The sequence below is a fragment of the Lactobacillus sp. 23-2 genome, assembly GCF_044902225.1.
GTDB lineage: Bacteria > Bacillota > Bacilli > Lactobacillales > Lactobacillaceae > Lactobacillus > Lactobacillus absianus.
Map to the genome: position 1 here is coordinate 1 of NZ_JAOQBX010000027.1, position 25,911 is coordinate 25,911.

A 25,911-nucleotide genomic window follows, 5' to 3' on the forward strand; every position below is an offset into this window, starting at 1 on the left:
CTCGGAAGAAGCCTTAAGTCCCTTAGTTAATTTACACACGTTTTTATACAGAACCAAAACTAATAGAACACCGCGGAAATTGCTGTAATTTATGCTCCCAGTACTCATGGCTAAACCATTCTCACCCTTCATGGCGTCCTGTGGTTCAAGCGGCGCCATGTCATTTCTCGTCATTCCATGGTTTCAGGAGTCGCGCGTTCTGTCAGGAGAAATAGTTTTTAGATAGCAGGCTGGATTTGGATTGAAGGCGCGAAAGGCCCGAGCATCGATGCCTGGGCCTTTTTGCCGTCCGCGCTTGCTTGCTGATATTCTATAACATGGCTGCTTTAAAAGGTGAGCAAAAGGCACCACTTTGTCTGCCGGCGTGCTATAGTTGTTTCAGCAATCTGTCTTGAATCAGCAAAGAAAGGGGAAAGCAGCAAGCACATTCCGGTCGTAATTTTTTGGCTTTTGCTCCTTTTTGTTATCTATAAAAGCTTTTTTAGCCGCTAAAGGGGCAAAAAAACTTGTAATTTTGCTAACGCTTTTAAAAAAGAGTAAAAATGTGCTAAAGATTAAACTTAGCTCTAAGGATGCCAGTCTCAACTGGCATCCTTTTTTGCTTAGCGCACCCGCAAAAATAGACCAATTCGCTGCTTGGGCCAAAATTTTTGCCGAACGGAAGCTAAAGCTGGCCCAAGACCATCATACGAATATAGCAAATAGCACATGCATAAAAGCGCTAACAATAAGGATTCAGCCAAGTCTATGTGAAAACAGGGCTGGCCGATCGAAAGCGCTTAACGTTCGTATTTTCAATCCTATGAAAAATAAATAATAAAATGAAAGGCCCTATATACAAAAACAAAAGCTTTCTAATGCTAAAAAACGATATTCGCAATTTCCTTAAGAAATTTACGTTAAGCACCGTCTTAGATGGGATCAAAGTCGGCGCTAATTTTATTCTTTTTAATAAAATGATTTTAGATAGTGAAAAATTTCCGAAATGCATTATAATGTAAGTGAGCGAAAAACGCTTACAGCAATTTATAATTTATTTAATAGAGTTATAGGAAAAACGAGATTTTTTGGAACAGAAAGTGGGGTATGAAATGGACGAGCTGGATCAACATCTCCAGAATTTTGTAAACGGCAATGAGCTGCATTTGCAAGATTACTTAGGCTGCCATGCTGATGGGAATGGCTATACCTTTAGAGTCTGGGCACCACATGCCCAGCAAGTCTGGCTGGTCGGCGACTTCAATAATTGGGATAAGAGTCTGCCAATGTCCAAGGATGCCTATGGGGTTTGGTCAGCATACAGCGACCAGGCCCAGGTTGGCCAACTGTACAAATTCCTGGTCAAGCAGGCATCTGGCAAGGAGATCATGAAGATCGATCCGCTGGCGCTAGAATTTGAAAAGCGTCCTGGCAACGCTGCCGTGATTGTGAATCATGAGCCCAAGCATTGGACTGACGGCGCCTGGTTTGGCTGGCACAAGCGGTCAAACCACTTCGCGCGGCCAATCAACATTTATGAGGTGCACGTCAATTCCTGGAAGCAGCATGAGGATGGCTCCTTGTATACGTTGAAAGACTTGCAGAAGGAACTGATTCCTTACGTCAAGGAGCAGGGCTTCAACTACATTGAGTTCCTGCCGCTGACGGCGCACCCGCTGGACGCCTCCTGGGGCTACCAGACGACTGGCTACTTTGCCTTGGAGCACGCCTATGGGCAGCCAAGAGACCTGCAGGACTTCGTGGAAGCCTGCCACAAGGAAAACATCGGGGTTTTGACGGACTGGGTGCCAGGCCACTTCTGCATCAACAATGATGCCCTGGCCTACTACGACGGAACGCCGACCTATGAGTTTAGCGAAAAGTGGCGCGCTGAAAACAAGGGCTGGGGGGCTTTGAACTTTGACTTGGGGAAGCCGCAAGTTCAATCCTTCCTCCTCTCCAGTGCCCTCTTCTGGCTGGACTACTACCACTTGGACGGCTTGCGGGTCGACGCGGTCTCCAACATGCTGTACCGCGACTACGACCGCGGACCGGGCGAATGGACGCCTGACCAGTACGGCGGCAACCGGAACATTGAAGGGATCGAATTCCTCCACAAGTTCAACACGACCTTGAAGGGAATTCACCCAGAGCGGCTCTTGATCGCTGAGGAAAGCTCAGCCCAAGTCAAGATTACCGGCCGGGTGGAAGACGGCGGCCTGGGCTTTGACTACAAGTGGAACATGGGCTGGATGAACGACATTTTGACCTTTTACTCAATGGACCCATTGTTCAGAAAGGACAACTTCAACCTGTCGACCTTCTCCTTCATGTACCGCATGAGCGAGAACTTCATTTTGCCTTTGTCGCACGACGAAGTCGTTCACGGCAAGCGGAGCCTGATGAACAAGATGTTCGGCGACCGGCCGGCCCAATTCGACCAGCTGCGCAATCTGAACACCCTGCTGATGACCTACCCGGGCAAGAAATTGCTCTTTATGGGCGGGGAATTCGGCCAATATCTGGAATGGCGCTACAATGAAGGCTTGGAATGGTCTGAATTGAGTGATGACTTCAACGCCAAGATGCTGAAGTTCAACCGGAGCTTGAACCACTTCTACTTGAACGAGCCAGCCCTGTGGCAATTGGAGCAGGAAGACCGCTCCGTTGAAATCATTGATGCCGACAACCGGGATCAGTCAGTCTTGTCCTTTATCCGTCAAGGGAAGGTACGGCACGACTTTGTCATTGTCCTGCTGAACTTCACGCCAGTTGAACGCAAGAGCTTCTCAATCGGGGTCCCATATCCGGGCTCATATAAAGAAGTCTTGAACTCGGCTTGGGCAGAGTTTGGCGGCTCGTCAATGGCAAAGCCGCAGAAGGTTAAGACCAGAGAAGAAAAATTCAAGAATTATGACTACCAGATCACTGTGGATCTCCCAGGATTCAGTGCCATGATTCTGCAGCCTGACAAGGTTACTATCAAGAGAAAGCGTTCCAAGAAGCACGGCAAGTAGCTTGGACGCGAGAGATGAGAAATATAGGGAAGGGACTTACCATGAGTACAAAAATGCTAGGTATCATTTTAGCCGGCGGCAAAGGGACTAGACTTGGCAAGCTGACCGCGAATCAGGCCAAGCCAGCCGTACCATTCGGGGGTCGGTACCGGATTATCGACTTTCCGCTGAGCAACTGCGCCAATTCTGGCGTCCGCAACGTCGGCGTTATTACGCAATATGAACCACTCCGTTTGAACAACCACATCGGCAATGGTTCTTCATGGGGGCTGGACGGCCTGAACGCTTCAGCCACGATTCTGCAGCCATACACTGACAATGGCGGCTCCAAGTGGTTTGAAGGCACGGCCCACGCCATCTACCAAAACATCGACTACATCGACAGCCAGGATCCGGAATACGTGCTGGTGCTTTCCGGGGACCACATCTACAAGATGGACTACGATGACATGCTCGAAGAGCACGAAAAGAACCACGCTTCCCTGACGGTCGCCGTAATCGACGTGCCTTGGGAAGAAGCACCCCGCTTCGGGATCATGAACACCGACTCATCCGGCCGGATCATCGAATTCGAAGAAAAGCCAGCCAAGCCAAAGTCAAACCACGCTTCAATGGGGATCTATATCTTCAATTGGAAGCGGCTGCGCGAAGTCTTGACTGCAGGCTTTGCAACCGCTGACGACATGGTCGACTTCGGGAAGAACGTCATTCCTTACTACCTAAAGAGCGACGAAAGAGTCTTCTCTTACCAGTTTGACGGCTACTGGAAGGACGTTGGGACCATCGACTCCTTGTGGCAAGCCAACATGGAATTCCTGGACGGCACTGACGGCCTGAACCTGGATGACCGCAGCTGGCGGATCTACTCCAAGAACACGATCGATCCACCACAAATGATCACTGACAATGCTGATGTCGAAAACTCAATGATCGTGGACGGCTGCTACATTGACGGGACCATCAAGCACTCAATTATTTCTGGCAACGTCGATGTGCAGCGCGGCTCAGTCATTGAAGACTCAGTCATCATGCCAGGCGCCAAGATCGGCAAGAACGTCACGATCAAGAAGGCGATCGTCGGCGAAGACGCCATCATTGGCGACGGGTCAGTTGTTGAAGAAGAAGACGGGAAGATTGCCGTAGTCGGCAACCATGAAAAGATCGGAGTGTTACCAAATGAAAACAAGTAAGATGTGCGCAATCTTTAGTAATCAGCACGAATACAGCCAATTAAAGCCTTTGACTGATGAACGAGCTCTGTCAACTTTAGCATTTGCCGGCAAATACCGCTTGATGGACTTCCCGCTTTCAAGCATCGTCAACTCCGGGATCACCCAGCTGTACACTTTGATCAGCCAGGAAAAGGTCAGATCATACCTGGACCACTGGGGCGGCGGTAAGGAATGGGGTCTGGACACGATTGGCTCATACCAGTACCTGGACTTCTACCAAAACCTGATGGCCCGCCGGTCAAGAGGGGAAGACTACTTTGACGACCTGATCCTCTTCTTGAAGACCTGCAATGTCCCATACGTAGTCTTCATCGGCAACAAGATGGCCGCCAACTTTGACTTGAAGGCAGTCCTCCACTTCCACCAAAGCAACGAAAACAACATTACCCCAGTCTTCAAGCGGGTTAACCGCCGGGATTTGGCCCCTGATGACCACACCTTCGTCTTGGACGACGACAACGTGGTCGTTGGCAACCACGAAGCCATCGAGGTCAATAACGAAGGTCCATTCAACCTGTCAGCCAACGTGTACGTGATGAACACTGACTGGCTGATCCACGAGCTGGACAAGGCGCAAAGAAGCGGCGTTTCATACGACGTTTCTGAAAGACTGGCTACTCTGGCAGTCAGAGAAAAGGCCAACGCCTACGAGTACACCGGCTACCTGCGCAACATCCACGACATCACCAGCTACTACCAAGCCAACATGGACATGCTGCAAAAGGACAAGCGCGATTCCCTCCTTTACGGCAACCAAAAGATCATCACCAGAATCAGAAACGAAGTCGGCACTTACTACGACAAGGACTCTGAAGTCAAGAATACCTTGATTGCCACTGGCGGCAAGGTCAAGGGCAAGGTGCACAACTGCGTCGTTTCCAGAAGAGTAACGATTGGCAAGGACGCGGAGGCCGAAAGCTCAGTCTTGATGGCTGGCGACCACATCAAGAGCGGCGCGAAGGTGGAATACGCCATCCTCGACAAGAACGTTGTCGTTGAAAAGGGCGTAACCATCAAGGGCAAGCCGGAAACCCCAGTGGTCATCAAGAAGGGCGCTGTCGTTGACAAGGACTTTATTTTGGATTAGGAGGACTAAACGTGAGAATTTTATTTGTCGGAGCTGAATGTTCACCATTCTTCAAGACTGGCGGCTTGGGCGACGTTATGGGGGCTTTGCCCAACCAGCTAGCCAAGGACGGCGATGAAGTCGGCGTAGCCCTGCCGCTTTACCAGGATATTCCGCAAAAGTACCGCGAAAAGCTGGTCTACCAAGGCAACTTCTATGTGCCAGTCGGCTGGCGCGACCAGTACTGCGGGATCTTTACCCTGGAAATGAACGGGGTCAAGTACTTCTTCATTGACAATGAATACTACTTCAAGCGTCCAGGCATCTACGGCTACTACGACGACGGCGAGCGCTACGCCTTCTTCCAGCAGGCCGTAATCATGATGATGGAACGCTACAACTTCATTCCAAATATCCTGCACTGCAACGACTACCACACTTCATTCATCCCATTCCTGCTCAGGGAAAAGTGGGGCTTCGTGGCTGCCTACAGCGGCATCAAGACCGTCTTGACCATCCACAACCTGGAATTCCAAGGCAAGTACGATGCCAAGACCCTGCCAAACTTCTTCGGCTTGGGCTATGAATGGTACGACAACGGCACGGTTCGCTTCAACAACGACGTCAACTGGATGAAGACCGGGATCCTGTACGCTGACCGGGTAACGACGGTCAGCCCATCCTATGCCGAAGAAATCCAAACCCCTGAATTCGGCCAGGGCCTGGATGGCATCCTGCGCAGCGTCAGCTACAAGCTGAACGGGATCTTGAACGGGATTGACTTTGAAAAGTACAACCCAGCCACCGACCCGATCATCAAGGTGCGCTACGACGTCAACCACTTGAAGCACAAGCGCAGAGACAAGAACGACCTGCAAAAGACGGTCGGGCTGCCAGTCGTGGCCAATGTCCCATTGATCGGGATGGTTACCCGGCTGACTGCCCAAAAGGGCTGCCAATTGCTGCTGGAAGAATTGGACAACATTCTCCAGTTCAACGTGCAAGTCGTCATCTTGGGCAACGGTGACCAGTACTTTGAAAATGCCCTGCGCGAAATCGCGGCCCGGCATGAAGACAAGATGAAGCTGGTCTTGGCCTTTGACGTCAAGCTGGCCCAAAAGATCTACGCCGGCGCTGATGCCTTCTTGATGCCATCAGCCTTTGAGCCTTGCGGCTTGTCCCAATTGATCGCCCTGCGCTACGGGACCCTGCCAATCGTGCACCAAATCGGCGGTTTGGCCGACACGGTCTGGGTTTACGACAAGACCAAGAACGAAGGCGACGGCTTCGGCTTCCGCGAGTTTAACGGCTACCAGATGGTTGAAGCCATCAAGAAGATGCTGGATCTGTACCACGAAAAGGAAAAGTGGGCTAAGTGCCAGCGGACCGCGATGAAGTCAGACTTCTCATGGAAGAACTCAGCAAGCAAGTACCAATGGATGTACGGCGAGCTGATGGGTTAAGCTAATACGAACACAAGCATTAAATTAAAGAAGGAACCGAAAAAGTGACTTTAACCAAAGAAGAATTTAAGAAGCGTTTGAAGGAAAAGCTTGACCGCCACTTTGAAGAAAACTTAAGCCAAGCTTCAAACGAAGACATTTTTGCATGTATCTGCTCAATCGTCCGCGATGGCTACTCCAGCAAGTGGCGCCGGACCCGGATCGCGGAAACGACCAACCAGCACAAGCAGACCTACTATTTCTCTATTGAATTTTTGCCAGGCACGCTTTTGAAGAGCAACTTGCTCAACTTGGGCTGGCTCGACACGGTCGAAGCCGCCATGAAGGAATTGGGCCTGGACTTTGACAAGATTGCTGCCATTGAGCCGGACATGGCCTTGGGCAACGGAGGCTTGGGCCGTCTGGCCGCTGCCTTCATGGACTCACTGGCTTCAACTGGCTATGCCGGCAACGGGAACGGACTGCGCTACAAGTACGGCCTGTTCAAGCAAAAGTTCGTCAACGGCTACCAAAAGGAACTGCCAAACGACTGGCTGCAGCAAGGCGACTACTGGGAAGTCAGACGCGAAAGCAAGTCAGTCCTGGTCCACTTTGGCGGCCGCTACCACATGGTTGACGACCATGGCTGGATGACCCCGCAATACGATGGTGCTTCCGTTGTCCGGGCCGTTCCTTACGATGTAGCCATGGTCGGCTACCGCAACGGCGTGGCCAACACTTTGCGCCTTTGGGACGCGGAAATTGCCCCAGAAGACGAATTGAACTACCCATCAATCGCTGACCGGCGCAAGGTGGAAGACCTGACTTCAATCCTGTACCCAGACGACTCCAACTATGACGGCCGCTTGCTGCGCTTGAAGCAGGAATACTTCTTCGTTTCCGCTGGTCTGCAAAGCATCGTCAACTACTTCATCAAGGACTTGAAGGGGACTGACTTCAAGGAATTCCCGAACTACGTGGCCGTGCACATCAATGACACCCATCCAGCCATGGCTGTCGCTGAATTGATGCGCCTGCTCGTTGACAAGCACCGGGTTGACTGGGACACTGCCTGGGACATTACCCAAAAGACCATGAGCTACACCAACCACACCATTATGGCTGAAGCCCTTGAAAAGTGGGACGTCAACATGTTTAAGCAGCTCCTGCCAAGACTTTTTGACATCATCACGGAAATTGACCGCCGCTACGTTGAATCCCTTGAAGGCAAGGTTGACGGCGGCATGATCGACAGAACCCGCATCATCAAGGACAACCAGATCCACATGGCCCACCTGGCCATCATTGGCTCGCACTCAGTCAACGGGGTTGCCGCCTTGCACACCCAATTGCTGGAAACCGAAGTCTTGCACGACTTCTACGAGTTGTACCCAGACCGCTTCAACAACAAGACCAACGGGATCACCCTGCGCCGCTGGATTCAAATTGCCAACCCGGAACTGGCCAAGCTTTTGGACAAGACCATTGGCAGCAAGTGGCGCTATGACTCCAAGGAAATGCTGAAGTTCGAAGAGTACTACCACGACACGGCAACCTTGAGCAGCCTGACCAAGATCAAGGCTGACAATAAGAAGAAGCTGGCCAAGGTAATCAAGGAAAAGACCGGCATCGTCGTTGACCCAGACGCCATCTTTGACGTCCAAGTCAAGCGCCTGCACGCCTACAAGCGCCAAACCTTGAAGCTGCTCCACGTCATCAAGCTCTACCAAGACTTGAAGGCCAGCATCAGCCACCCGAAGCGCGTGGTCATCTTTGGGGCCATCGCTGCTCCTAGCTACGTCTTCGCCAAGCAAGTCATCAAGGTGATCAACTCAGTTGCCGATATGGTCAACAATGACCCGGAAATCGGCGACAAGCTGAAGGTCGTCTTCCTGGAAAACTACAACGTTTCCCTGGCTGAGCAGATCATTCCAGCCGCTGACTTGAGCGAACAGATTTCTACCACTACCAAGGAAGCCTCAGGTACTTCCAACATGAAGCTGATGGCTAACGGGGCCTTGACCGTCGCTACCATGGACGGGGCCAACATTGAAATCAAGGATGCCGTCGGCAGCGAAAACATCTTCGCCTTTGGCTTGGACAAGGACGAAGTCTACAAGTACTACGCAAACCACAACTACCACCCAAGAGACATGTATGAAAAGGACCCAGTCATGAAGAAGACTGTGGATGCTTTGATTGACGGCACGATTCCAGGCTGCCAAAGCGAAGGCCGTGCCCTTTACGACAACTTCCTGGGCGACAATGAGCAATTCCTGGTTCTGGCCGACTTTGAAGCCTACCTGCACGCGCAGGACTTGGCCGAAAAGGTTTGGAAGAACAAGCGTCAATGGGCGCAAAAGAGCCTGGTCAACATTGCCCACTCAGAGCGCTTTGACTCTGACAAGACCATTGAACGCTACGCCAGCGAAATTTGGCACTTGGACAAGGTTGAGATTAAAGAGAAGGCCTAATTCAAAAAAACAGTTAACACGCAATCGCAAGTAAAGATAATCAATGAAAGCTACTTTTAATTCTTGGGACGGAAAATACAGGCAGCCCTTTGGGGCTATTCAAGCCGGGACCAGCGTCAAGTGGTCCGTGGCGATTGATGAAGAGGTTCAGGAGGTCACGCTCTGGCTGACGAAGATCAACGAAGACGACATGGCCTACCCGATGACCTACAACTCGGAGACGAAGATGTATGAGACCAGCATCCGCATCGGGACTTCGGGCTTGTACTACTACTACTTCAACATCAAGCAGAATAACCAATACTACTTCCTGCAGCGGGCCAGAGACCAGTTCGGTGAGGCAGAGCTCACCCAGGACAGCACTGACGTCCGCACCTTCCAGCTCACCTGCTATGACCGGCAGGTGCCGCAGGAACCGTGGTATGCCCAGGGGGTGGTCTACCAGATTTTTCCGGACCGCTTCAACAACGGGAACCCTCATGGGGAGATCACGGGCCGCAAGAAGAACAGCTTCCTGTATGCCACGCCAGAAGACACCCCGTACTACATCAAGGATGAGCACGGAGCGATGGCCCGGTGGGACTTTTTTGGCGGAAACCTGAAGGGGATTACCGAAAAGGTGCCTTACCTTAAGAAGCTTGGGGTAACCGCCATCTACCTGAATCCAATCTTCATGGCCTCCAGCAACCACCGCTATGACACTCAGGACTTTATGAAGATTGATCCAATGCTGGGGACGGAACAGGACTTGCAGGAGCTGATCCAGACCCTGCACGACAACAAGATGCACTTGATTTTAGACGGGGTCTTCAACCACGTCGGGGCTGACTCCGAGTACTTCTTGAAGGCCACGCAGGACAAGAACAGCGACTACTTCTCCTGGTTCAACTTTATCCACTACCCGGACAAGTACCAGTCATGGTGGGGCGTGACGACCCTGCCTGAGGTCAACAAGCACAACAAGCAGTACGTCAACTACATCACTGGTCCTAAGGGCGTTTTGGCCAAGTGGACCAAGATGCAGGTTGACGGCTGGCGGCTGGACGTGGCCGACGAGCTGCCGATGGAATTCCTGCGGGCGATCCGCGACCGCCTGCAGAAAGAAAACTGCCAGCTGGTCATCGGGGAAGTCTGGGAAGACGCCTCCCACAAGTTCGTCAACAGCGAATTTCGCCCTTACATGGCCGGGGACAACCTGACTGGGGTGATGAACTACCCAATGCGGAACCTGATCATCAACCTCTTGCAGGCCAAGGATGAGGCCGGCGAAATTTCCGCCATGAACGACTTGGAAAAATTAGTGGAAAACTACCCAAAGGCCTTTTTGGAAAACTGCCTGAACAACATCGGCACCCACGATACGGAGCGGATCAAGACCGTGCTGGGGGGCGATGAAGAACTGGTCGCCATGGCCTTTGGCTTGATGTTCGCGGCTCCTGGGGTCCCTTGCATCTACTACGGCGATGAAGCCGGGCTGATCGGGGGCAAGGACCCGGACAACCGGCGCTGCTTCCCATGGGGTAAGGAAAGCCATTTCCTGGAGGAGACGGTCTCCATGCTGGCCAGCGCCCGCAAGGCCAACCCCGCGCTTGTCAGCGGCAAAGTTGGCTTTGTGAAGATTCGGTTAGGAATCAACGCCTTAGTGCGTTATAATGATCGTGAAATCGTTGTTTATTGCTATAACCGGACTAATGAAGACGTGGATCTCGACGCGAGCGAAATGAGAACCTACTGCTTGCCTGAGATGATCGCCGATCTAGTACGTGATCTTCTTGATCAAGAAGTAATAGCTAAGAAAGATTTTCTGCTTAAGAAAGCAGATATGATGGAGAAGGAAGAAAGAAAATAATGAACGCAAAAGAAGTCTATGAACAATGGAAGAAAGCACCTTTGCCAGAAGAGCTTGCTGACCAGTTGGCAGAACTTGGCCAAGACGACAAGTGGATTGAAGATGCTTTTGGTCAAGACATCAACTTCGGGACTGCCGGCATGCGTGGCCTGCTTGAACCAGGGACCAACCGGATCAACCTCTTTACGGTTGGCCGCGTCACTGAAGGCTTGGCCCGCTTGATCGATGAAAACGGGGAAGAAGCCAAGAAGCGCGGGGTCGTTATTTCCTTTGACTCACGCTACAACTCACGCGAATTGGCCATGCACGCGGCGCGCGTTTTGGGTGCTCACGGCATTCACGTCTACCTCTTTGACGACTTGCGCCCAACGCCAGAATTGTCATTCTCCGTTCGCTACCTGCACACCTTTGCCGGGATCAACATCACGGCTTCTCACAACGCAAAGCAATACAACGGCTACAAGGCCTACGGCGAAGACGGTGCCCAAATGGGTCCTGAAAACGCCGACCGCCTCTTTGCTTACGCGCAAAAGGTTGAGGACATCTTCAGCGTTAAGGCTGCTCCAGTCAAGAAGCTGCGTGCCGAAGGCACTTTGCAATTGATCGGCGAAGATGTTGACGAAGCTTACTTGAAGGCTTTGGACACGGTCAACGTGAACAAGGAAATGATCAAGGAAAATGCTGACAAGCTGAAGATCGTTTACACTCCGCTGCATGGTACGGGGAAGATGCTGTACGACCGGGCCTTCCGTCAAGGCGGCTTCACCAACGTGGTGCCAGTTCCAAGTCAAGCCATCATTGACCCAGAATTCCCAACTTGCAAGAAGCCAAACCCAGAATTCCGTGACGTCTTCAACCCAGGCGTAGAATTGGCCAACGAAATCGGGGCGGACATGATCGTCGCTACCGACCCAGACGCTGACCGGATGGGGGCTTGCGTAAGAACCGACAAGGGCGACTTCCAAGTCTTGACTGGCAACCAAATTGCCACTTTGATGTCATACTACCTGCTTCAAAACTTGAAGGAATCAGGCAAGCTGACTCCAGACTACGAAATCGTAACTTCCATCGTTTCCAGCGCTCTGCCATTCAAGATCGCCAAGGACTTCGGCATCAAGACCAAGTCAGTTTTGACCGGCTTCAAGTACATCGGCGAAGAAGTCGACAGAATGAAGAAGGAAAACGACGGCAAGTTCTTGATGGGCTTTGAAGAAAGCTACGGCTACCTCTTCCAGCCATTTGCCCGTGACAAGGATGCTATGCAAGGGGCTTTGATGTTCGCTGAAGTGGCCAGCTACTACGCTAGTCACGGCATGACTGTTTTTGACGGTTTGCAAGAAATCTGGAAGAAGTACGGCGTTGCCTACGAAATCACCCGGGCAATTGAAATGCCAGGGATTGGCGGTCAAAAGAAGATGGCCGCATTGATGAGCAAGCTGCGCAGCGAGCACCTGACTGAAATCAACGGGGTCAAGGTAGTTAAGACTGAAGACTACCAAGAACAAGTAACGCTTGAAGACGGCAAGGAAACGCCATTGACTGGCTTCCCTAAGTCAAACGTCTTGAAGTACTTCCTGGAAGATGAAACTTGGGTAGCCCTGCGGCCATCAGGTACTGAACCAGTTATTAAGGCTTACGTTGGCGTCAACAAGAAGGACATTGAAACTGCTGAAGCTTCAGCTCAATCATTCCAAGACGCAATCAGCGAATTGCTTAAGTAATTCCAATAGTAAAATTTGAATTTAGATCGCTAGTTTAATAGCAGAAAAGAAGTTGTTTCTCGATGAGGCACTTCTTTTTTGTTTGGCTGGGAATTTTTTCTTGTCCTGGAAATGCTTCGAACTTGGCAAAAGTAGTTTCAGGACCGTAAAAAAATAAAAAATGAGAAGCAACGTGTACACGATATAGACTGTGATCATAAAGATCAATGAGATCAAAATACTACAAAAAGAAAGGCAGATTACTATGTTAAAAGAAGAAAAAATTCAATTATCGAGAAGCTGCAAGCAGAACAGTTGGAATCGGAATACGATGCTTTGATTTTTACCGACGGGGGCTGCCGTAATAACGGTAAAAATGAAGGTGAACACGTTAAGCCAACTGATAAGGCAGCTTGGGCATATGTTATCGTGTATGATGACAATGTGATCACTGAGACTGGTGGTCAACTGGGCGCAACCAACAACCAAATGGAAATGACTGCATTTCTGGAAAGCTTGAAGAAGCTTGAGGAAATTGGTCTTACCCAGAAGCACCTGTTGCTTTCTTTAGACTCAGAATATGTCCGGAAAGCTATCAGTTAGTCAAAGGATGGAAAAGCCTGGATCAACGGTTGGAAGAACCGGAACTGGAAGAAGTCTGACGGGACACCAGTAGCCAACCAGGACATGTGGAAGGAAATTGACGCTGAATTTAGCAAGTTCACTGATTGAAGGAATACAAAATTGGTGAAGCCGCCGAAATCCTTAACGTCTCCGTCGCAACTTTGCAAAGGTGGGACCGCGAAGGTAAATTAAAAGCATTAAGAAATGCTTCAAATCGGCGCTATTATACACAGGAACAGATTAACGAATATCAAAGTGCTCAGGCTCAGAACAAGGACGGCAGAGAAAATGTAATCTACACCCGCGTATCAGCTTCCTTGCCGGCAGCTGACTTGACCAGGCAGGAAAACTTTTTGACCGACTACTGCAATGCTAACGGCCTTACTGTGAATGAGTATTTGTCCGACATTGCCAGCGGCCTGGATTACGACCGGCCTGAATGGAATCAGCTTCTGCAAAAAGTTAAAGATGGCAAAATCAACAAAATCTACGTGAGTCAAGCAGACCGTTTTACCCGCTCAAACTTTGACTGGTTTGCCAATTTCTGCAAACGCCATGGCAGTGAAATCGTGGTTATCAATAATCCCGCGACCAGTCCCAGCCAGGAACTGCTTGACGACCTGGTAAGCATCATCAACGACTATTCCACCCGTTTACCTGGCCTGCGCCGCTACAAGGCAGAAATCAGAAGCGATAAAAGCTTGATAGATTCTGTAGAAACTGCTGACCGGCAGGTAAATGGCTTCCCTGGAGCTGAGTTCATGTCTTTTGGCAGTGAACAAGAGGCCATGAATTATCTCAACATGAACCAAGTGCCCGCGCGAGAAACTAAGGCCAAGCACGAGCCCGACATTAATAGGGATGCTTATTCTGCCGTAATTTATACCAGCGGAGCCTGCCGCAGTACCGGCACTCACCGGGGAGGACACGTCAAAGATACCGATAAAGCTGCCTGGGCCTACTTGATTGAGTCTGATGGAAAAAAGCTGTCAGATAGCGCCTTACGCCTTGGCGCCACCAACAACGAAATGGAAGTGACTGCTTTTCTTGAGAGCTTAAAGAAGCTGGAAGAATTGGACTTGACCCAGCAGCCCTTGCTCTTTGTCTTGACTTCCCAGTACGTCTTAAATTCAGTTCAAGGCCCGGCTTGGCTGAAAAGCTGGAAAAAGCGGGACTGGAAGACGGCCAACGGCAAGCCAGTGGTCAACCGGGAAATCTGGCAGGAAGTTGACCGTGAGCTGGCAAAATTCGATATGTCCAAGCTGGACTTTAAATGGGTTAAAAGTGCTTTTGTCAACGACTTTGTTGATAGTTTGCTCAATAAGCGCATGGATGAATAGGCGAATCTGCCCTGAACGCCATCATCTGCTCAACCATGATTTCCCAAGGGGAAGCCGTTTTAGCAGTGGCCATCAAGTCCAAGAAGGCCGACATGAAGGAATTGGGCTTTGCCGCCGCGATTTCCGCCTTCTGCGGGGTGACTGAGCCAGCTATCTACGGGATCAACCTGCGCTACCGCAAGGTCTTCATCTCCGGCCTGATCGGCTCAGCGTTCGGCGGCTTGATCACGGGCTTGATGCACGGGACCATGTTTGGCTTTACTGGTGGTCTGATCGGCTTCTCCAGCTTCTTCAACCCGAAGAACCCGGCTGACCTGACCAGCTTCTACGCCTTCTTGATCGCGTCCGCGGTTTCTATCGTGGTCTCCTTTATCGTTACCTGGGTCTGGGGCTACAATGACAACATGACCCAAGGGGCCAAGGTGGAAAAGAAGAAGCGGCCAGGCACGATGTAATTCCTCAAAGCTCCCATTTGCATAACAACTCTGAAAAACTTAAACGAAAAAGCTCCTGCAGAAATTGCAGGAGCTTTTTGCATATTTAACTTGGAGCTACTTGTCACCGAAGGTAACGCCCATCAGGCGGGCATTGTTGACGGTCTTGCCTTCAGGATCGACGTAGGCCAGCTTGCCGGCAGTGTCTTCCAGGGCGATGGAGTCGACTTCGCCGCGCTTTAAGACGACCAGCCGGCCAAATGACCGGTTCATGATCAAGCGGGCACCCTCAATCCCAAAGCGGGTTGAAATGGCTCTGTCGTACGCGTCAGGGGCGCCGCCGCGTTGTGCGTGGCCGATTACCGCGGTCCGGACTTCCTTGGCTGGGAAGAGCTTCTGGAGGTCTTCACCGAGGCCAACGACGACTGACTGCCCGTTTCTGGCAGCGACCTTGGCCTTGTACTTCTTCTTAGGCAGCTTGGCGTCTTCCTTGGAGATGGCCCCTTCAGCACAGGCGATCACCGTGAAGTTCTTGCCTTGCTTTTCGCGCTGCTTGATCTTCTTGGCGATGACGTCCAGGTCATAAGGGATTTCTGGCAAAAGAATGATGTCGCTGCCGGCGGCCAGACCGGCGTGCAGGGTAATGTGGCCGACCTTGTGGCCCATGACCTCAACGACGAAGATCCGGGAGTGGGACTGGGCCGTGGTGCGGATGTCATCCAGGTAGCGGGTCGCGACGTCTACGGCGCTTTGGAAGCCGAAGGTGTAGTCAGTGCCCCAGGTGTCGTTGTCGATGGTCTTAGGCAGCCCGATCACGTTCAGGCCTTCTTGGGCCAGCATGTTGGCTGACTTCAAAGACCCGTTGCCGCCCAAAACGGCCAAGGCATCCAGGTTCAGCTTCTTGTAGGTCTTCTTCATGGCAGCGACCTTGTCAAAGCCGTCATCGATGACGCGCATGTACTTGAATGGTTGGCGGGAAGTGCCAAGGATGGTGCCGCCCTGGTCGATGATGCCTGAGAAGTCTTTTGGCTGCATCTTGACGTATTTTTCATGCATCAGGCCGTAATAGCCGTTCTTGAAGCCGATGATTTCAACGTCGTCGACGCAATTGTAGAGCGTCTTGGCCAAGCCGCGCATGGTCGCGTTCAAGGCCTGGCAGTCGCCGCCGGAAGTTAAAATTCCAACTCTTAATGTCATAGTCGTTACCTCTCCGTTTAACTTGCTTTGTCTGTAACCTTTTCTTTTCTATAAATCTTAAAACAGGTAACAGCTTTCATGCAAGAAGCAAATGTTACAAAAACTTATTTCTGTTAGAAAAAAGAGCCACCCGCTTAAGTGACGCGGATGACTCTTTTATTGATATTTTGAAGAAAGAAATTCAAGTATGGGAATCGGTCAGTCTTAGTGGGCCGCTACGGCTACCAGGCTGTCGCCGTGCTTGACGCTGTCGCTTTCAACGCGGTCAACGTCAGTGTAAGCGTTGGTGTTGGTGATAACGACCATCACCGTCGTGTCGTAGCCTTCCTTCTTAACGGCGTCAAGGTCAACTTCGCCAAGCTTGTCGCCCTTGTTGACGTGCTGGCCTTGGGTTACGAAGGACTTGAAGTGCTTGCCTTGCAGGTTGACCGTGTCCAGACCGATGTGGATCAGGACTTCGGCACCATCGTCAGACTTCAGGCCGTAGGCGTGGCCAGTCTTGTAGGCAACTGAAACGACGCCGGTTACTGGTGAGTAGACGGTGTTGTCGCTTGGGACGATGGCCGCGCCATCACCCATCAGCTTTTGTGAGAAGACTTCGTCGTTGACTTGTGAAAGGTCTTCTGACTTGCCGTCTACAGGAGCAACGATAACTTCGTCCTTAACGGCTGAAACCTTGGCAGCTTCGGCTTGAGCTTCAGCTGGAACTTCTTCAGCTGCAGTTTCGTCTGCGGCGTCAACTACGGCAACGTCTTCCTTCAGGTTCTTCTTCCCGTAGAGGAAGGTCAAAGCGAAGGCAACCGCGAAGGAAACGAGTTCGCAGACAACGTACATTGGGATCGTCTTTGGGTAGATTGACAGGAAGCCCAGGAAGCCGGCTGAACCGAGGGCAGCGGCTTCAACCTTGAGCAGGCCGGCCAATGCTGATGCGACGCCTGAACCGATCAGGGCGCAGAAGAATGGGAAGCGGTACTTCAGGTTAACCCCGAAGAGGGCTGGTTCGGTGATCCCCAGCAGAGCTGAGACACCGGCTGATGATGACAGACCCTTCATCTTCTTGTCCTTAGTCAAGAACCAGATAGCGAAGGTTGCGGCACCTTGGGCAACGTTGGCCATTGAGGCAACGACGAAGATAAAGTCCCCGGCACCCTTGCCTGAGGCAAAGGCGGTCAGCAATTGGGTTTCGATGGCTGGGAATGATTGGTGAAGACCAGTCATAACGATGGCTGAGTAGCAAAGACCAAAGAGACCCATGCCGATGAAGCCAGCGGTGTCGTACAGCCATACGAAGGCGCTGGTGATCCAGTCTGAAACGGTCTTCATCACTGGCCCGACGACAACGAAGGTCAAGAAGCCAGTCAAAAGCAGTGAGATCAATGGAGTAAAGGTGAAGTCAACTGCTGAAGGCAGGTGCTTGTGGAGCCACTTTTCCAAGATGGACAGGATCCAGATGGCAGCCAGAACTGGGATAACTTGGTATTGGTAGTTGGTTTGCGATACGTGCAGACCGAAGATGTTCCAGTACTTAGCAGCCCCGCCCAAGGCAGGAGTAGTCATGATCAAGCCCATGGCCGCGCCAAGGAATTCGTTGGCGCCAAAGCGCTTGGCGGCAGACATGCCGACCAGGACTGGCATGAACATGAATGGAGCGGCTGACATGACTTGGATCATGTCGGAAATCCCCTTAAGGGCAGGATTCAATTGAATCAATGCCTTAGTTGGGTTGAACAAGCCTGGGCTAGTCAGGAAGTTGTTGAGGGCCATCATCAAACCACCCGCAACCAGGGCAGGGATGATTGGCACGAAGATGTCACTCAGCAGCTTGATAAAGGCCATGACTGGGTTGACCTTCTTGCCGGAAGCGGCGACTTCCTTCAAGTCGTCGGTTGACAATTCCTTCAAGCCAGTCTTCTTGATCAATTCGGCGTAGACGTTGTCAACGTCACCTGGTCCGATGATGACCTGGTATTGGCCGTTGGTCTTGAACGTCCCTTTAACGTCAGGGTCTTTGTCCAAAGCCGCTTGGTTAACTTTCGTATCGTCCTTGAGGACTAAACGTAAACGAGTCGCACAGTGTGCGGCGGCTACCAGATTGTCGCGACCGACATCAGCGATCACGCGATCGGCAACCTTGCTATAATCCATTGCCACGAGAAAACACTCCTTACTATTTCTTACATAACTTTTATCTGAAAACGCTTTTTCTTGATTTCGATTATTATGATAGCGGTTACCGGTCAATATGTCAATCGTTTGACACATTTTTTTACAAAAAAACTTTAAGCGGGTAATTTTAAGGGATTTTAGCATGTTAACCGTTTGACATGTTAGCGCTTTATTCTTACAATATAAATAATCATGGAACTATTTGTGATATTGCAAAGACAGGTAGTTTCCACTATATGGTAATTCAGAGAATTTAAGAGAAAACCAAATTCAGATTGTTTTTAGATTAAGCGATAAAGCGAGGCAATTAAAATGGAGTGGACAAGAGAACAAAGATATCTTCCTTATGAGAAGTGGTCAGCCTTGACCCTGCTGAAGCTGCAGAGCCAGGCAGCCAAGTCGAAGTACCAATTGCACTACCACATTCACCCGACCAGCGGCCTGTTGAACGACCCCAACGGCTTTTCCTACTATAATGGCCAATGGCACGTCTTCTACCAGTCATACCCATTCGGCGCCGTTCACGGCTTGAAGTCCTGGGTGCATCTGGTTTCAGATGACCTGGTGACTTGGACCAACTTGGGCCAGGCCGTCCTGCCGGACACCAAGCTGGACAGCCACGGGGCATATTCCGGCTCAGCCCGCCAGATTGGCGACAAGCTCTTCTTGATGTACACGGGCAACGTCCGCGATCAAAACTGGGTCCGGGCTTCTTACCAAATCGGGGCCTGGATGGATGAAGCCGGCAACGTCACCAAGCTGGACAAGCCTTTGATCGAGGCGCCAGACCACGTGACCGAGCATTTCCGCGACCCGCAGATTCTGATGCACAATGGCAAGTACTACGCCATCTTAGGGGCGCAGGACAAGAAGAACCAGGCTGGCAAGATCAGCATCTGGCGCGCCGACAAGATTGATGGCCAGTGGGAAGACCTGGGCTACGTTGACCTGCCGGACATGGGCTACATGATCGAATGCCCGAACCTGGTCTTCGTTGACGACAAGCCGGTCTTCATCTTCTGCCCGCAAGGGCTGGACAAGCGGATCACCGCTTATGACGACGTGTACCCGAACATGTACTGGATCGGCGAAAGCTTTGACTTTGACAGCGGCCATTTCGTCACCAAGCAGAAGGCCCCAATCAACCTGGACTACGGCTTTGACGTCTATGCCACCCAGGCCTTCAACGCGCCGGACGGCAACGCCTACGCCATCAGCTGGGTCGGCCTGCCGGACTCAAGCTACCCGACTGACGATGAAGGCTGGGCCAACTGCCTGAGCCAGGTCAAGAAGCTGTCCATCAAGAAGGGCAAGCTGGTGCAAAAGCCGGTTGCGGCCATGAAGGGCCTGCGCCGCTACCCGGAAAGCCTGGCCGGGGACCTGGAATTTGATGAAGGCGGCCAGTATGAGCTTAAGCTGGCCATCAAGAAGGATCAGGAAGGCACCTTGACCCTGGCGGCCGACAAGAACTTTGAGCAGGGCCTGAAGCTCAGCTTCTCAACGGGCAGCCACGCCTCCTTGACCTTGGACCGGGGCAATGTCGGCGCTGACGTCAACGTTGACTACGGCACCACCCGCTCGCTGGCCCTGCCAAAGAACCGGGAACTGAAGCTGCGGATTTTTGTCGACCATTCCTTGATCGAAGTTTTCGTTGACGGCGGTCAGGAGGTCTTGACCGGCCGCTTCTTTGCCCCAGCTGGCAACACCTACGCCAAGATGAGCACGGGCATCGACTACAAGGGCAGCCTGTGGCAGCTAAAAGACATGTAGTTTGACAAAGAGCTAAGCAAGCGTGATTTTTTAGAGGAAGGGGAGAATTATGCGGCCAAAGCTTACAGACGTTGCCGAAAAGGCGGGCTGCTCGCCAACGACGGTGTCGCGCGTGATCAACAATCACGGCTACATCAGCCAGAAGACCAAGGACAAGGTGTTCGCGGCCATGCGGGAGCTCAACTACCAGCCCAACACCCTGGCCAGGTCCTTGCAGGGCAAGCAGACCAAGATGATCGGCATGATCGTCCCGAACATCACCAACCCCTTCTTCGCGGAGCTGGTGGCGGGCGTTGAGCAGACCCTGGCCGATGACGGCTACAAGCTGCTCTTGTGCGATGCCGACCGCGACAGCGACAAGGAGCACCGCTACTTGCAGATGCTGGAGGCCAATCAGGTTGACGGGATCATCACGGGCTCGCACAATCTGGGACTGGAGGAATACCAGCGCGTCGGCCTGCCGATCGTGTCCTTTGACCGGGACCTGTCGGATGAGGTGCCGATCGTCACCTCGGACAACTATCACGGGGGATGCCTGGCCACCCAGGCCCTGATCGATGCCGGCTGCCAGGACATCTATTTTGTCGGCAACCCCTCAAAGACTGGCAATCCGACCACCAAGCGCTTTTTGGGCTACATGGACACAATGGCGGCGGCTGGCTTGCCATCGCACACGGCCCGGTCAGCCTTCTATGAGTCGCCTTTGGCCAAGTCCATGGCCATGCGGGAGCTTTTGCAAAGCGACCGCAAGCTTGACGGGGTCTTCTGTTCAGACGACCTGACCGCGATCCTGCTGCTCAAGCAGGCCCAGCAGTTGGGGATCAGGGTTCCGGAAGACTTGAAGGTGATCGGCTTTGACGGGACCAAGCTGGTGCAGACCTATCTGCCGGAATTGGCCACGATCGTCCAGCCAATCGGCGATCTGGCGGCCTTGCTGGTCAAGCTCTTGTATGAGCGGATTGCCGATCCTGACAAGCATTTGGACAAGAACAGCTACGTCATGCCGGTCAAGCTCTTGCGCAACCAGACGATTTAGCTGAATGAAAAAGATAATTTGCAAAAGATGCGGAAGAAAGGGCCAATTTCCTGTTGGCGCTTTCTTTTTTGCTTTCATGTGCGCGAAAAGGAGGCTATAATCGAGGTAAGAACAGCATTGATTAGCAAGCGAAAGAAGGTAATTGCAATGGACAAGAACAAGAAAAAAACGATGTTGACCCTGGCCCTGTGCTTAGGGATTCTGGGGATTTTGATCTATGCTGGCGAAGTGGCTTACGCCTTCTTGAGAGACCGCAACAAGGACATGGACTATACTTTTGACGACTTTGAGGATGACGACATTGGGCCAGAAGAGGCCGAAGCCATCTACAAGAACGAAGAGTAGGCCGGAAAGCGAGAAAAGTGAAAAATGAGCAAAAAAAGAACCAGCAGCGATGCTGGTTCTTTTGCGGTTTCGTTTGTTTTCTAAGGCTATTTCAGCACGTATTCCAGCAGGTCGCAGCTGGTTGGGCCGGTATCCTTGTAGCGGACCTTGGCGGTTGCAAAATAGTTGAAGCCATTGCGCTCATACAGCTTGCGGGCGGGCAGGTTGCCGGACTTGCAGTCCATGCGGATGACCTTGCAGCCAAGCTGCTTGGCTGTTTCTTTGGCGTAGTTCAAGAGCACGGCTGACAGGCCCTGGCCCCGGAAGTCGGGGTGGACGGCGTACAAGTGGATGATGGCGATCTCTTTGTCGTCTTTGATCGGCGTTGGCCAGGCAAAGGGCAGGTAGATGGGGTCATTGCCCACGGTCAGCTGGCAGGCGGCCATGATGCGGCCGTCTTTCAAGCTGAGCAGGAACTGCTGCTGGTCGACGGCTTCGGCCAGGCCGTCTTGGGTAGGGTACTTGCCCCAGTGCCAACTGGGACCGTATTCGTCATACACCTGGTGCCGGCAGACTTCCATATAAAAAGTGCGCACAGCCGGCTTGTCTTCGGCTTGGGCGCAGCGGTTGATTATGTCACTCATGTTAGTTCCTATCTGTTTCTTCTATTTTTCTTGATTTTTTGTTTTGCCTTTCTTTGAGCTCCTGATGATTGACTGATTCCTCAAAGACTTAAGACATTGTTGCTCACACAAAAATAACGCCACTAAAGCGGTTACTCTGGAAAAAATTATAGCATGCATGCAAGAGCATGTACAAATATAAGCGTTAACCGTAATATAACTGAAATAATTGCAAATTAGGCACAAAAAACCGGAGTCAAAATTGACTCCGGCTGTCTTTGGTGCGGACTAGAAGACTTGAACTTCCACGACCTAAAGCGGTCACAAGATCCTTAGTCTTGCGCGTCTGCCAATTCCGCCAAGCCCGCAAGCACAAATATTAGTATATCAGAGGGAAAGAAAAGTGCAAGCCCTTTTTGGCAAAAAGATTTTGCGCTTTTTTTAAAAAAGGCTTGCTTTTTCGGCTCAGTTCCGTATAATAATAATCGTGCCTCGGTGAGGGACGGCAAATACAAATAATGGCCCGTTGGTCAAGTGGTTAAGACACCGCCCTTTCACGGCGGTAACATGAGTTCAAATCTCGTACGGGTCATATGGAGGATTAGCTCAGCTGGGAGAGCATCTGCCTTACAAGCAGGAGGTCATAGGTTCGAGCCCTATATCCTCCATTTTTTATTTTTTAAATAATCCAATATACAAGAAAAGCCACCATGATTTCCTTCATGATGGCTTTTTCTTTGAGTTAAATGCCCAAGATCCGCTTGACTTCAGCCGGCATGTCGCTGGCTTCGATGACGGTTTCCGCGCCGGTGTGGCCGAGGAACTTTTCAATTGACTTTGGCAGGTAGTGGGTAAAGTCGGTCAGCTGCTTGAGGGCTGGCATCCCCGCCCGCTTGACTTCTAGGCCGCTGATGGCGTGGTAGACCGTTTCCGGGAACTTGTAAGGCGAAGCCGTTGACAAGACGACCGTCGGGTGGGCGCCGTCCTGCTTCTTGAAGCGGTGGGCGGCCAGGGAAGCCACGGCAGTATGCGGATCGATCACGTAACCGCTGGTCGCGTAGACGCGCTTGATTTCGCCTTCGATTTCCGCTGGGGTGGCAAAGTCAGCCGCGAAGGTGCCCAGCTTCTCGTACATAGCCTTAGGAAGCTGGTAGCGGCCCTTTTCATTCAGCTCAGCCATCAGTCCCTTGACCGTTGCTGGATCCTGGCAGATGTCAAACAAGAGCCGTTCCAGGTTGGATGAGACCAGAATGTCCATTGACGGGGAGTTGGTCACGTAGAATTCCCGGTTCTTGTTGTAGATGCCGGTCTTGAAGAATTCGGTCAGGACGTTGTTCTTGTTTGAGGCGCAGATCAGCTTGCCGACTGGCAGGCCCAGCTTTTTGGCGTAGTAGCCAGCCAGGATGTCGCCGAAGTTGCCGGTTGGGACGGAGAAGTTGACCAATTCGCCGGCCTGGATGACCTGACGCTTGACCAATTGCCCGTAGGCATAGAAGTAGTAGACCACTTGTGGCAGCAGGCGGCCGACGTTCATGGAGTTGGCGCTGGAGAAGGCGAAGCCGTGCTCATTCAATTCAGCGCCGAATTCCTTGTCGGAAAAAATCCGCTTGACGTTGGTCTGTGCCTGGTCGAAGTTGCCTTTGACGGCGATGGCCACCGTGTTGCCGCCGGATTCGCTGAGCATCTGCTTCAGCTGGATTGGGGCCACGCCCTGGTAAGGGTAGAAGACGATGACTCTGGTCTTTTCCAGCTGGTTGAAGCCGCGCATGGCCGCGGTCCCGGTGTCCCCGGAAGTCGCGGTCAGGATGACGATCTCATGGCTGTCCTTTTGGATCTCCAAGGCGGTCTTCATCAAGCGGGGCAGGCATTGCAGGGCAATGTCCTTGAAGGCCAGGGTCGGGCCGTGGAAGAGCTCCAAGAAGTAGTTGCCGCCGCGCTCTTCAGAAACCGGGGCGATGCGGTCATCGTCCCATTGGTCCCCGTAGGCGCCCTTGACGATTTCGTGCAGCTGCTCAGGACTGTAGTCAGTCAAAAAGCGGCTGAGCACTTTTTCAGCCAATTCCTGGTAGGAGAGGTTGAACAGGTCTTTGAGCTCGCCTTCAGCAAAGGCTGAAGGAAATTCTGCCGGCACGAACAAGCCGCCGTCAGGGGCCAGGCCCTGGATAATGGCTTGGGCAGCTGAAACTTGCCAGTCATTGCTGCGAGTACTGCGATAAATCATGGTACCTCCTGATTTTTAATAAAAGTAACGAAATCATAAATATCATTAAATTTTGGTGTTGTTGACTCAATTATAACGGCTTAAGCATTTTTCTAAAAGGCTAAGCATGATAAAATGATTAAAATGCGACCGCAAGGTCCAACTGTCAATTTTTGTATTTATAAATCGAGGTAAGAAAAAAAGCAATGAAGATTAAGGTTCCCGCATCAAGTGCCAATCTTGGCCCTGGCTTTGACTCTATCGGGATTGCGATTTCCCTGTATTTGACCATTGAGGTGCTGGGCGAAACGAGCCACTGGTACGTTGACCACCAGATGACTGACATCCCTCATGACGAAACGAACATGGTCGTCGCTTCCGCGTTGAAGGTGAAGCCGGACTTGCCGCCGCACAAGCTGCGCGTCTACTCAGACATTCCGCTGGCTCACGGCCTGGGCTCAAGCTCCAGTGCCATCGTGGGCGGGATTGAGATTGCTGACCGCTTGGGCCACTTGGGCTTGGAAGACCACGAAAAGATTGAGCTAGCCGCGCAGATGGAAGGGCACCCGGACAACGTGGCGCCAACCATCCTGGGCAGCCTGGTTGTCGGCTGCAAGGTCCACGGGCACTTTACCGCGGTTAAGGCGCCGGTACCGCCTTTTGCCTTGATTGCCTACATTCCTGCCTACAATTTAAAGACCAGCGATTCTCGAGCCGTTTTGCCCAAGAGCCTGACTTTCGCGGACGCGGTGCAGGCCAGCGCCGTCGCCAATACGGCCGTGGCCGCGCTTTTTGCCCAAGATTACCAGAAGGCCGGGGAATTGATGGAGAGCGACCTCTTCCATGAGCGCTACAGAAGCCAATTGGTGCCGGAACTGGAGATTATCCGCAACGTGGGCCACAAGCATGGGGCCATTGCCACTTACTTGTCCGGTGCCGGTCCAACGGTCATGAGCCTGGTTGACCCGCAGCACATCAATGACTTCGTCAACGGTGTCAGAGAGGCTGGGTTAAAGGATGAAATCCGCCGTCTGGAAGTTGCCCCGACCGGGGTCAAGTATCTGGAAGACTAGTTAGGGATGCACAACTCCTGCTGACAAGACGTCAGCGGGAGTTTTCGCGTTGTACGGGGCGTATTTTTGGGAAAACGCATCAGTAGGGTACTATTCGGTGCGAATATGTACCTATAGAAAATAGCTTCGAAAAGAGTGGGTTGCTGCAGCTTTTTTCACAAGTTCAGGCCAAAAGATCCTTTTGTCGCAGGAATTTTAAGCTAAAATAAGGGGGAAAGAGGGAAATTTGCAATTTTTTTGAAGAAAGGTCTTGCATTGGCCTGGTATTTCTGTATAATAAATAAATGTCGGTTGACGAAAAGTCAGCCGCAACCCATTTGGGTCGTTAGCTCAGCTGGCAGAGCACCGGACTCTTAATCCGGGTG

Annotated in this window: 17 protein-coding genes, 3 tRNA genes and 1 pseudogene; 16 read left to right on the top strand and 5 right to left on the bottom strand. The window is 51.8% G+C overall.

Annotated elements, in window-relative coordinates; genetic code table 11:
- The first annotated feature begins 1,091 nt into the window (after positions 1–1,091).
- The 10 genes and pseudogenes from glgB to OCH80_RS08505 form a co-directional block, all read left to right on the top strand.
- Positions 1,092–2,996, top strand: a complete 1,905-nt coding sequence (gene glgB / locus OCH80_RS08460; RefSeq protein ID WP_404539980.1) for a 1,4-alpha-glucan branching protein GlgB — start codon at positions 1,092–1,094, stop codon at positions 2,994–2,996.
- Positions 2,997–3,037: 41 nt separating this feature from the next.
- Positions 3,038–4,186, top strand: a complete 1,149-nt coding sequence (locus OCH80_RS08465; RefSeq protein WP_404539942.1) for a glucose-1-phosphate adenylyltransferase — start codon at positions 3,038–3,040, stop codon at positions 4,184–4,186.
- Positions 4,173–5,315: a glucose-1-phosphate adenylyltransferase subunit GlgD gene (glgD, locus tag OCH80_RS08470; RefSeq protein ID WP_404539945.1), complete on the top strand. Its 1,143-nt coding sequence runs from the start codon at positions 4,173–4,175 to the stop codon at positions 5,313–5,315. Before OCH80_RS08465 ends, glgD begins: the two co-directional genes overlap by 14 nt.
- A gap of 11 nt (positions 5,316–5,326) precedes the next feature.
- Positions 5,327–6,757, top strand: a complete 1,431-nt coding sequence (glgA, locus tag OCH80_RS08475; RefSeq protein ID WP_404539948.1) for a glycogen synthase GlgA — start codon at positions 5,327–5,329, stop codon at positions 6,755–6,757.
- A 44-nt stretch (positions 6,758–6,801) separates the two neighbouring features.
- On the top strand, positions 6,802–9,210 hold the full coding sequence (locus OCH80_RS08480) for a glycogen/starch/alpha-glucan phosphorylase (protein ID WP_404539951.1): 2,409 nt from the start codon (positions 6,802–6,804) through the stop codon (positions 9,208–9,210).
- A gap of 43 nt (positions 9,211–9,253) precedes the next feature.
- Positions 9,254–11,059: a glycoside hydrolase family 13 protein gene (locus tag OCH80_RS08485; protein WP_404539954.1), complete on the top strand. Its 1,806-nt coding sequence runs from the start codon at positions 9,254–9,256 to the stop codon at positions 11,057–11,059.
- On the top strand, positions 11,059–12,780 hold the full coding sequence (locus OCH80_RS08490) for a phospho-sugar mutase (protein ID WP_154548012.1): 1,722 nt from the start codon (positions 11,059–11,061) through the stop codon (positions 12,778–12,780). The genes OCH80_RS08485 and OCH80_RS08490 overlap by 1 nt, the downstream gene beginning before the upstream one ends.
- Before the next feature lie 294 nt (positions 12,781–13,074).
- Positions 13,075–13,362, top strand: coding sequence for an RNase H family protein (locus OCH80_RS08495; protein ID WP_404539958.1), 288 nt, complete (start codon positions 13,075–13,077; stop codon positions 13,360–13,362).
- 125 nt (positions 13,363–13,487) lie between these two features.
- Entirely contained in the window at positions 13,488–14,723 is a 1,236-nt protein-coding gene (locus OCH80_RS08500; protein ID WP_404539961.1) for an IS607 family transposase, read from the top strand.
- Positions 14,723–15,178: pseudogene (locus tag OCH80_RS08505) on the top strand (PTS transporter subunit EIIC); the annotation flags it as partial. The gene OCH80_RS08500 and the pseudogene OCH80_RS08505, both read left to right, overlap by 1 nt.
- A 96-nt stretch (positions 15,179–15,274) precedes the next feature.
- On the opposite strand, the gene OCH80_RS08510 reads toward OCH80_RS08505, so the two are convergent.
- Entirely contained in the window at positions 15,275–16,354 is a 1,080-nt protein-coding gene (locus tag OCH80_RS08510; RefSeq protein ID WP_154548016.1) for a 6-phosphofructokinase, read from the bottom strand.
- Between the two features lie 204 nt (positions 16,355–16,558).
- Positions 16,559–18,499 (bottom strand): sucrose-specific PTS transporter subunit IIBC, encoded by a 1,941-nt coding sequence (locus tag OCH80_RS08515; RefSeq protein WP_404539963.1) that lies wholly within the window; start codon positions 18,497–18,499, stop codon positions 16,559–16,561.
- Positions 18,500–18,832: 333 nt separating this feature from the next.
- Between OCH80_RS08515 and OCH80_RS08520 the strand changes: the two genes are divergently transcribed.
- The 3 genes from OCH80_RS08520 to OCH80_RS08530 all read left to right on the top strand — a co-directional run bounded on the left by OCH80_RS08520 (position 18,833) and on the right by OCH80_RS08530 (position 21,671).
- Positions 18,833–20,290 carry a sucrose-6-phosphate hydrolase gene (locus OCH80_RS08520; RefSeq protein WP_404539966.1) on the top strand — a complete coding sequence of 486 codons (1,458 nt, stop codon included), beginning with the start codon at positions 18,833–18,835 and terminating at the stop codon, positions 20,288–20,290.
- 49 nt (positions 20,291–20,339) lie between these two features.
- A complete protein-coding gene (locus OCH80_RS08525) occupies positions 20,340–21,326 on the top strand; it encodes a LacI family DNA-binding transcriptional regulator (protein WP_404539969.1) in 987 nt (328 codons plus the stop codon).
- Positions 21,327–21,473: 147 nt separating this feature from the next.
- Positions 21,474–21,671, top strand: a complete 198-nt coding sequence (locus OCH80_RS08530) for a hypothetical protein (RefSeq protein ID WP_154548024.1) — start codon at positions 21,474–21,476, stop codon at positions 21,669–21,671.
- A gap of 86 nt (positions 21,672–21,757) precedes the next feature.
- Here OCH80_RS08530 and OCH80_RS08535 read toward each other — a convergent pair whose 3' ends face one another.
- Together OCH80_RS08535 and OCH80_RS08540 are read right to left on the bottom strand one after the other, a co-directional pair.
- On the bottom strand, positions 21,758–22,294 hold the full coding sequence (locus tag OCH80_RS08535) for a GNAT family N-acetyltransferase (protein WP_404539972.1): 537 nt from the start codon (positions 22,292–22,294) through the stop codon (positions 21,758–21,760).
- Positions 22,295–22,552: 258 nt separating this feature from the next.
- Positions 22,553–22,641: transfer RNA gene (locus OCH80_RS08540), tRNA-Leu, on the bottom strand.
- Between the two features lie 152 nt (positions 22,642–22,793).
- Between OCH80_RS08540 and OCH80_RS08545 the strand changes: the two genes are divergently transcribed.
- Together OCH80_RS08545 and OCH80_RS08550 are read left to right on the top strand one after the other, a co-directional pair.
- Positions 22,794–22,865, top strand: a tRNA-Glu gene (locus tag OCH80_RS08545).
- Positions 22,866–22,868: 3 nt separating this feature from the next.
- Positions 22,869–22,941, top strand: a tRNA-Val gene (locus tag OCH80_RS08550).
- Between the two features lie 74 nt (positions 22,942–23,015).
- On the opposite strand, the gene thrC is transcribed toward OCH80_RS08550, so the two are convergent.
- Complete coding sequence (thrC, locus tag OCH80_RS08555; protein ID WP_404539975.1) at positions 23,016–24,494, bottom strand: threonine synthase; 1,479 nt, start codon at positions 24,492–24,494, stop codon at positions 23,016–23,018.
- Positions 24,495–24,679: 185 nt separating this feature from the next.
- Here thrC and thrB point away from each other — a divergent pair, with 185 nt between their 5' ends.
- Positions 24,680–25,546 carry a homoserine kinase gene (thrB, locus tag OCH80_RS08560; protein ID WP_404539977.1) on the top strand — a complete coding sequence of 289 codons (867 nt, stop codon included), beginning with the start codon at positions 24,680–24,682 and terminating at the stop codon, positions 25,544–25,546.
- Positions 25,547–25,911 lie beyond the last annotated feature (365 nt).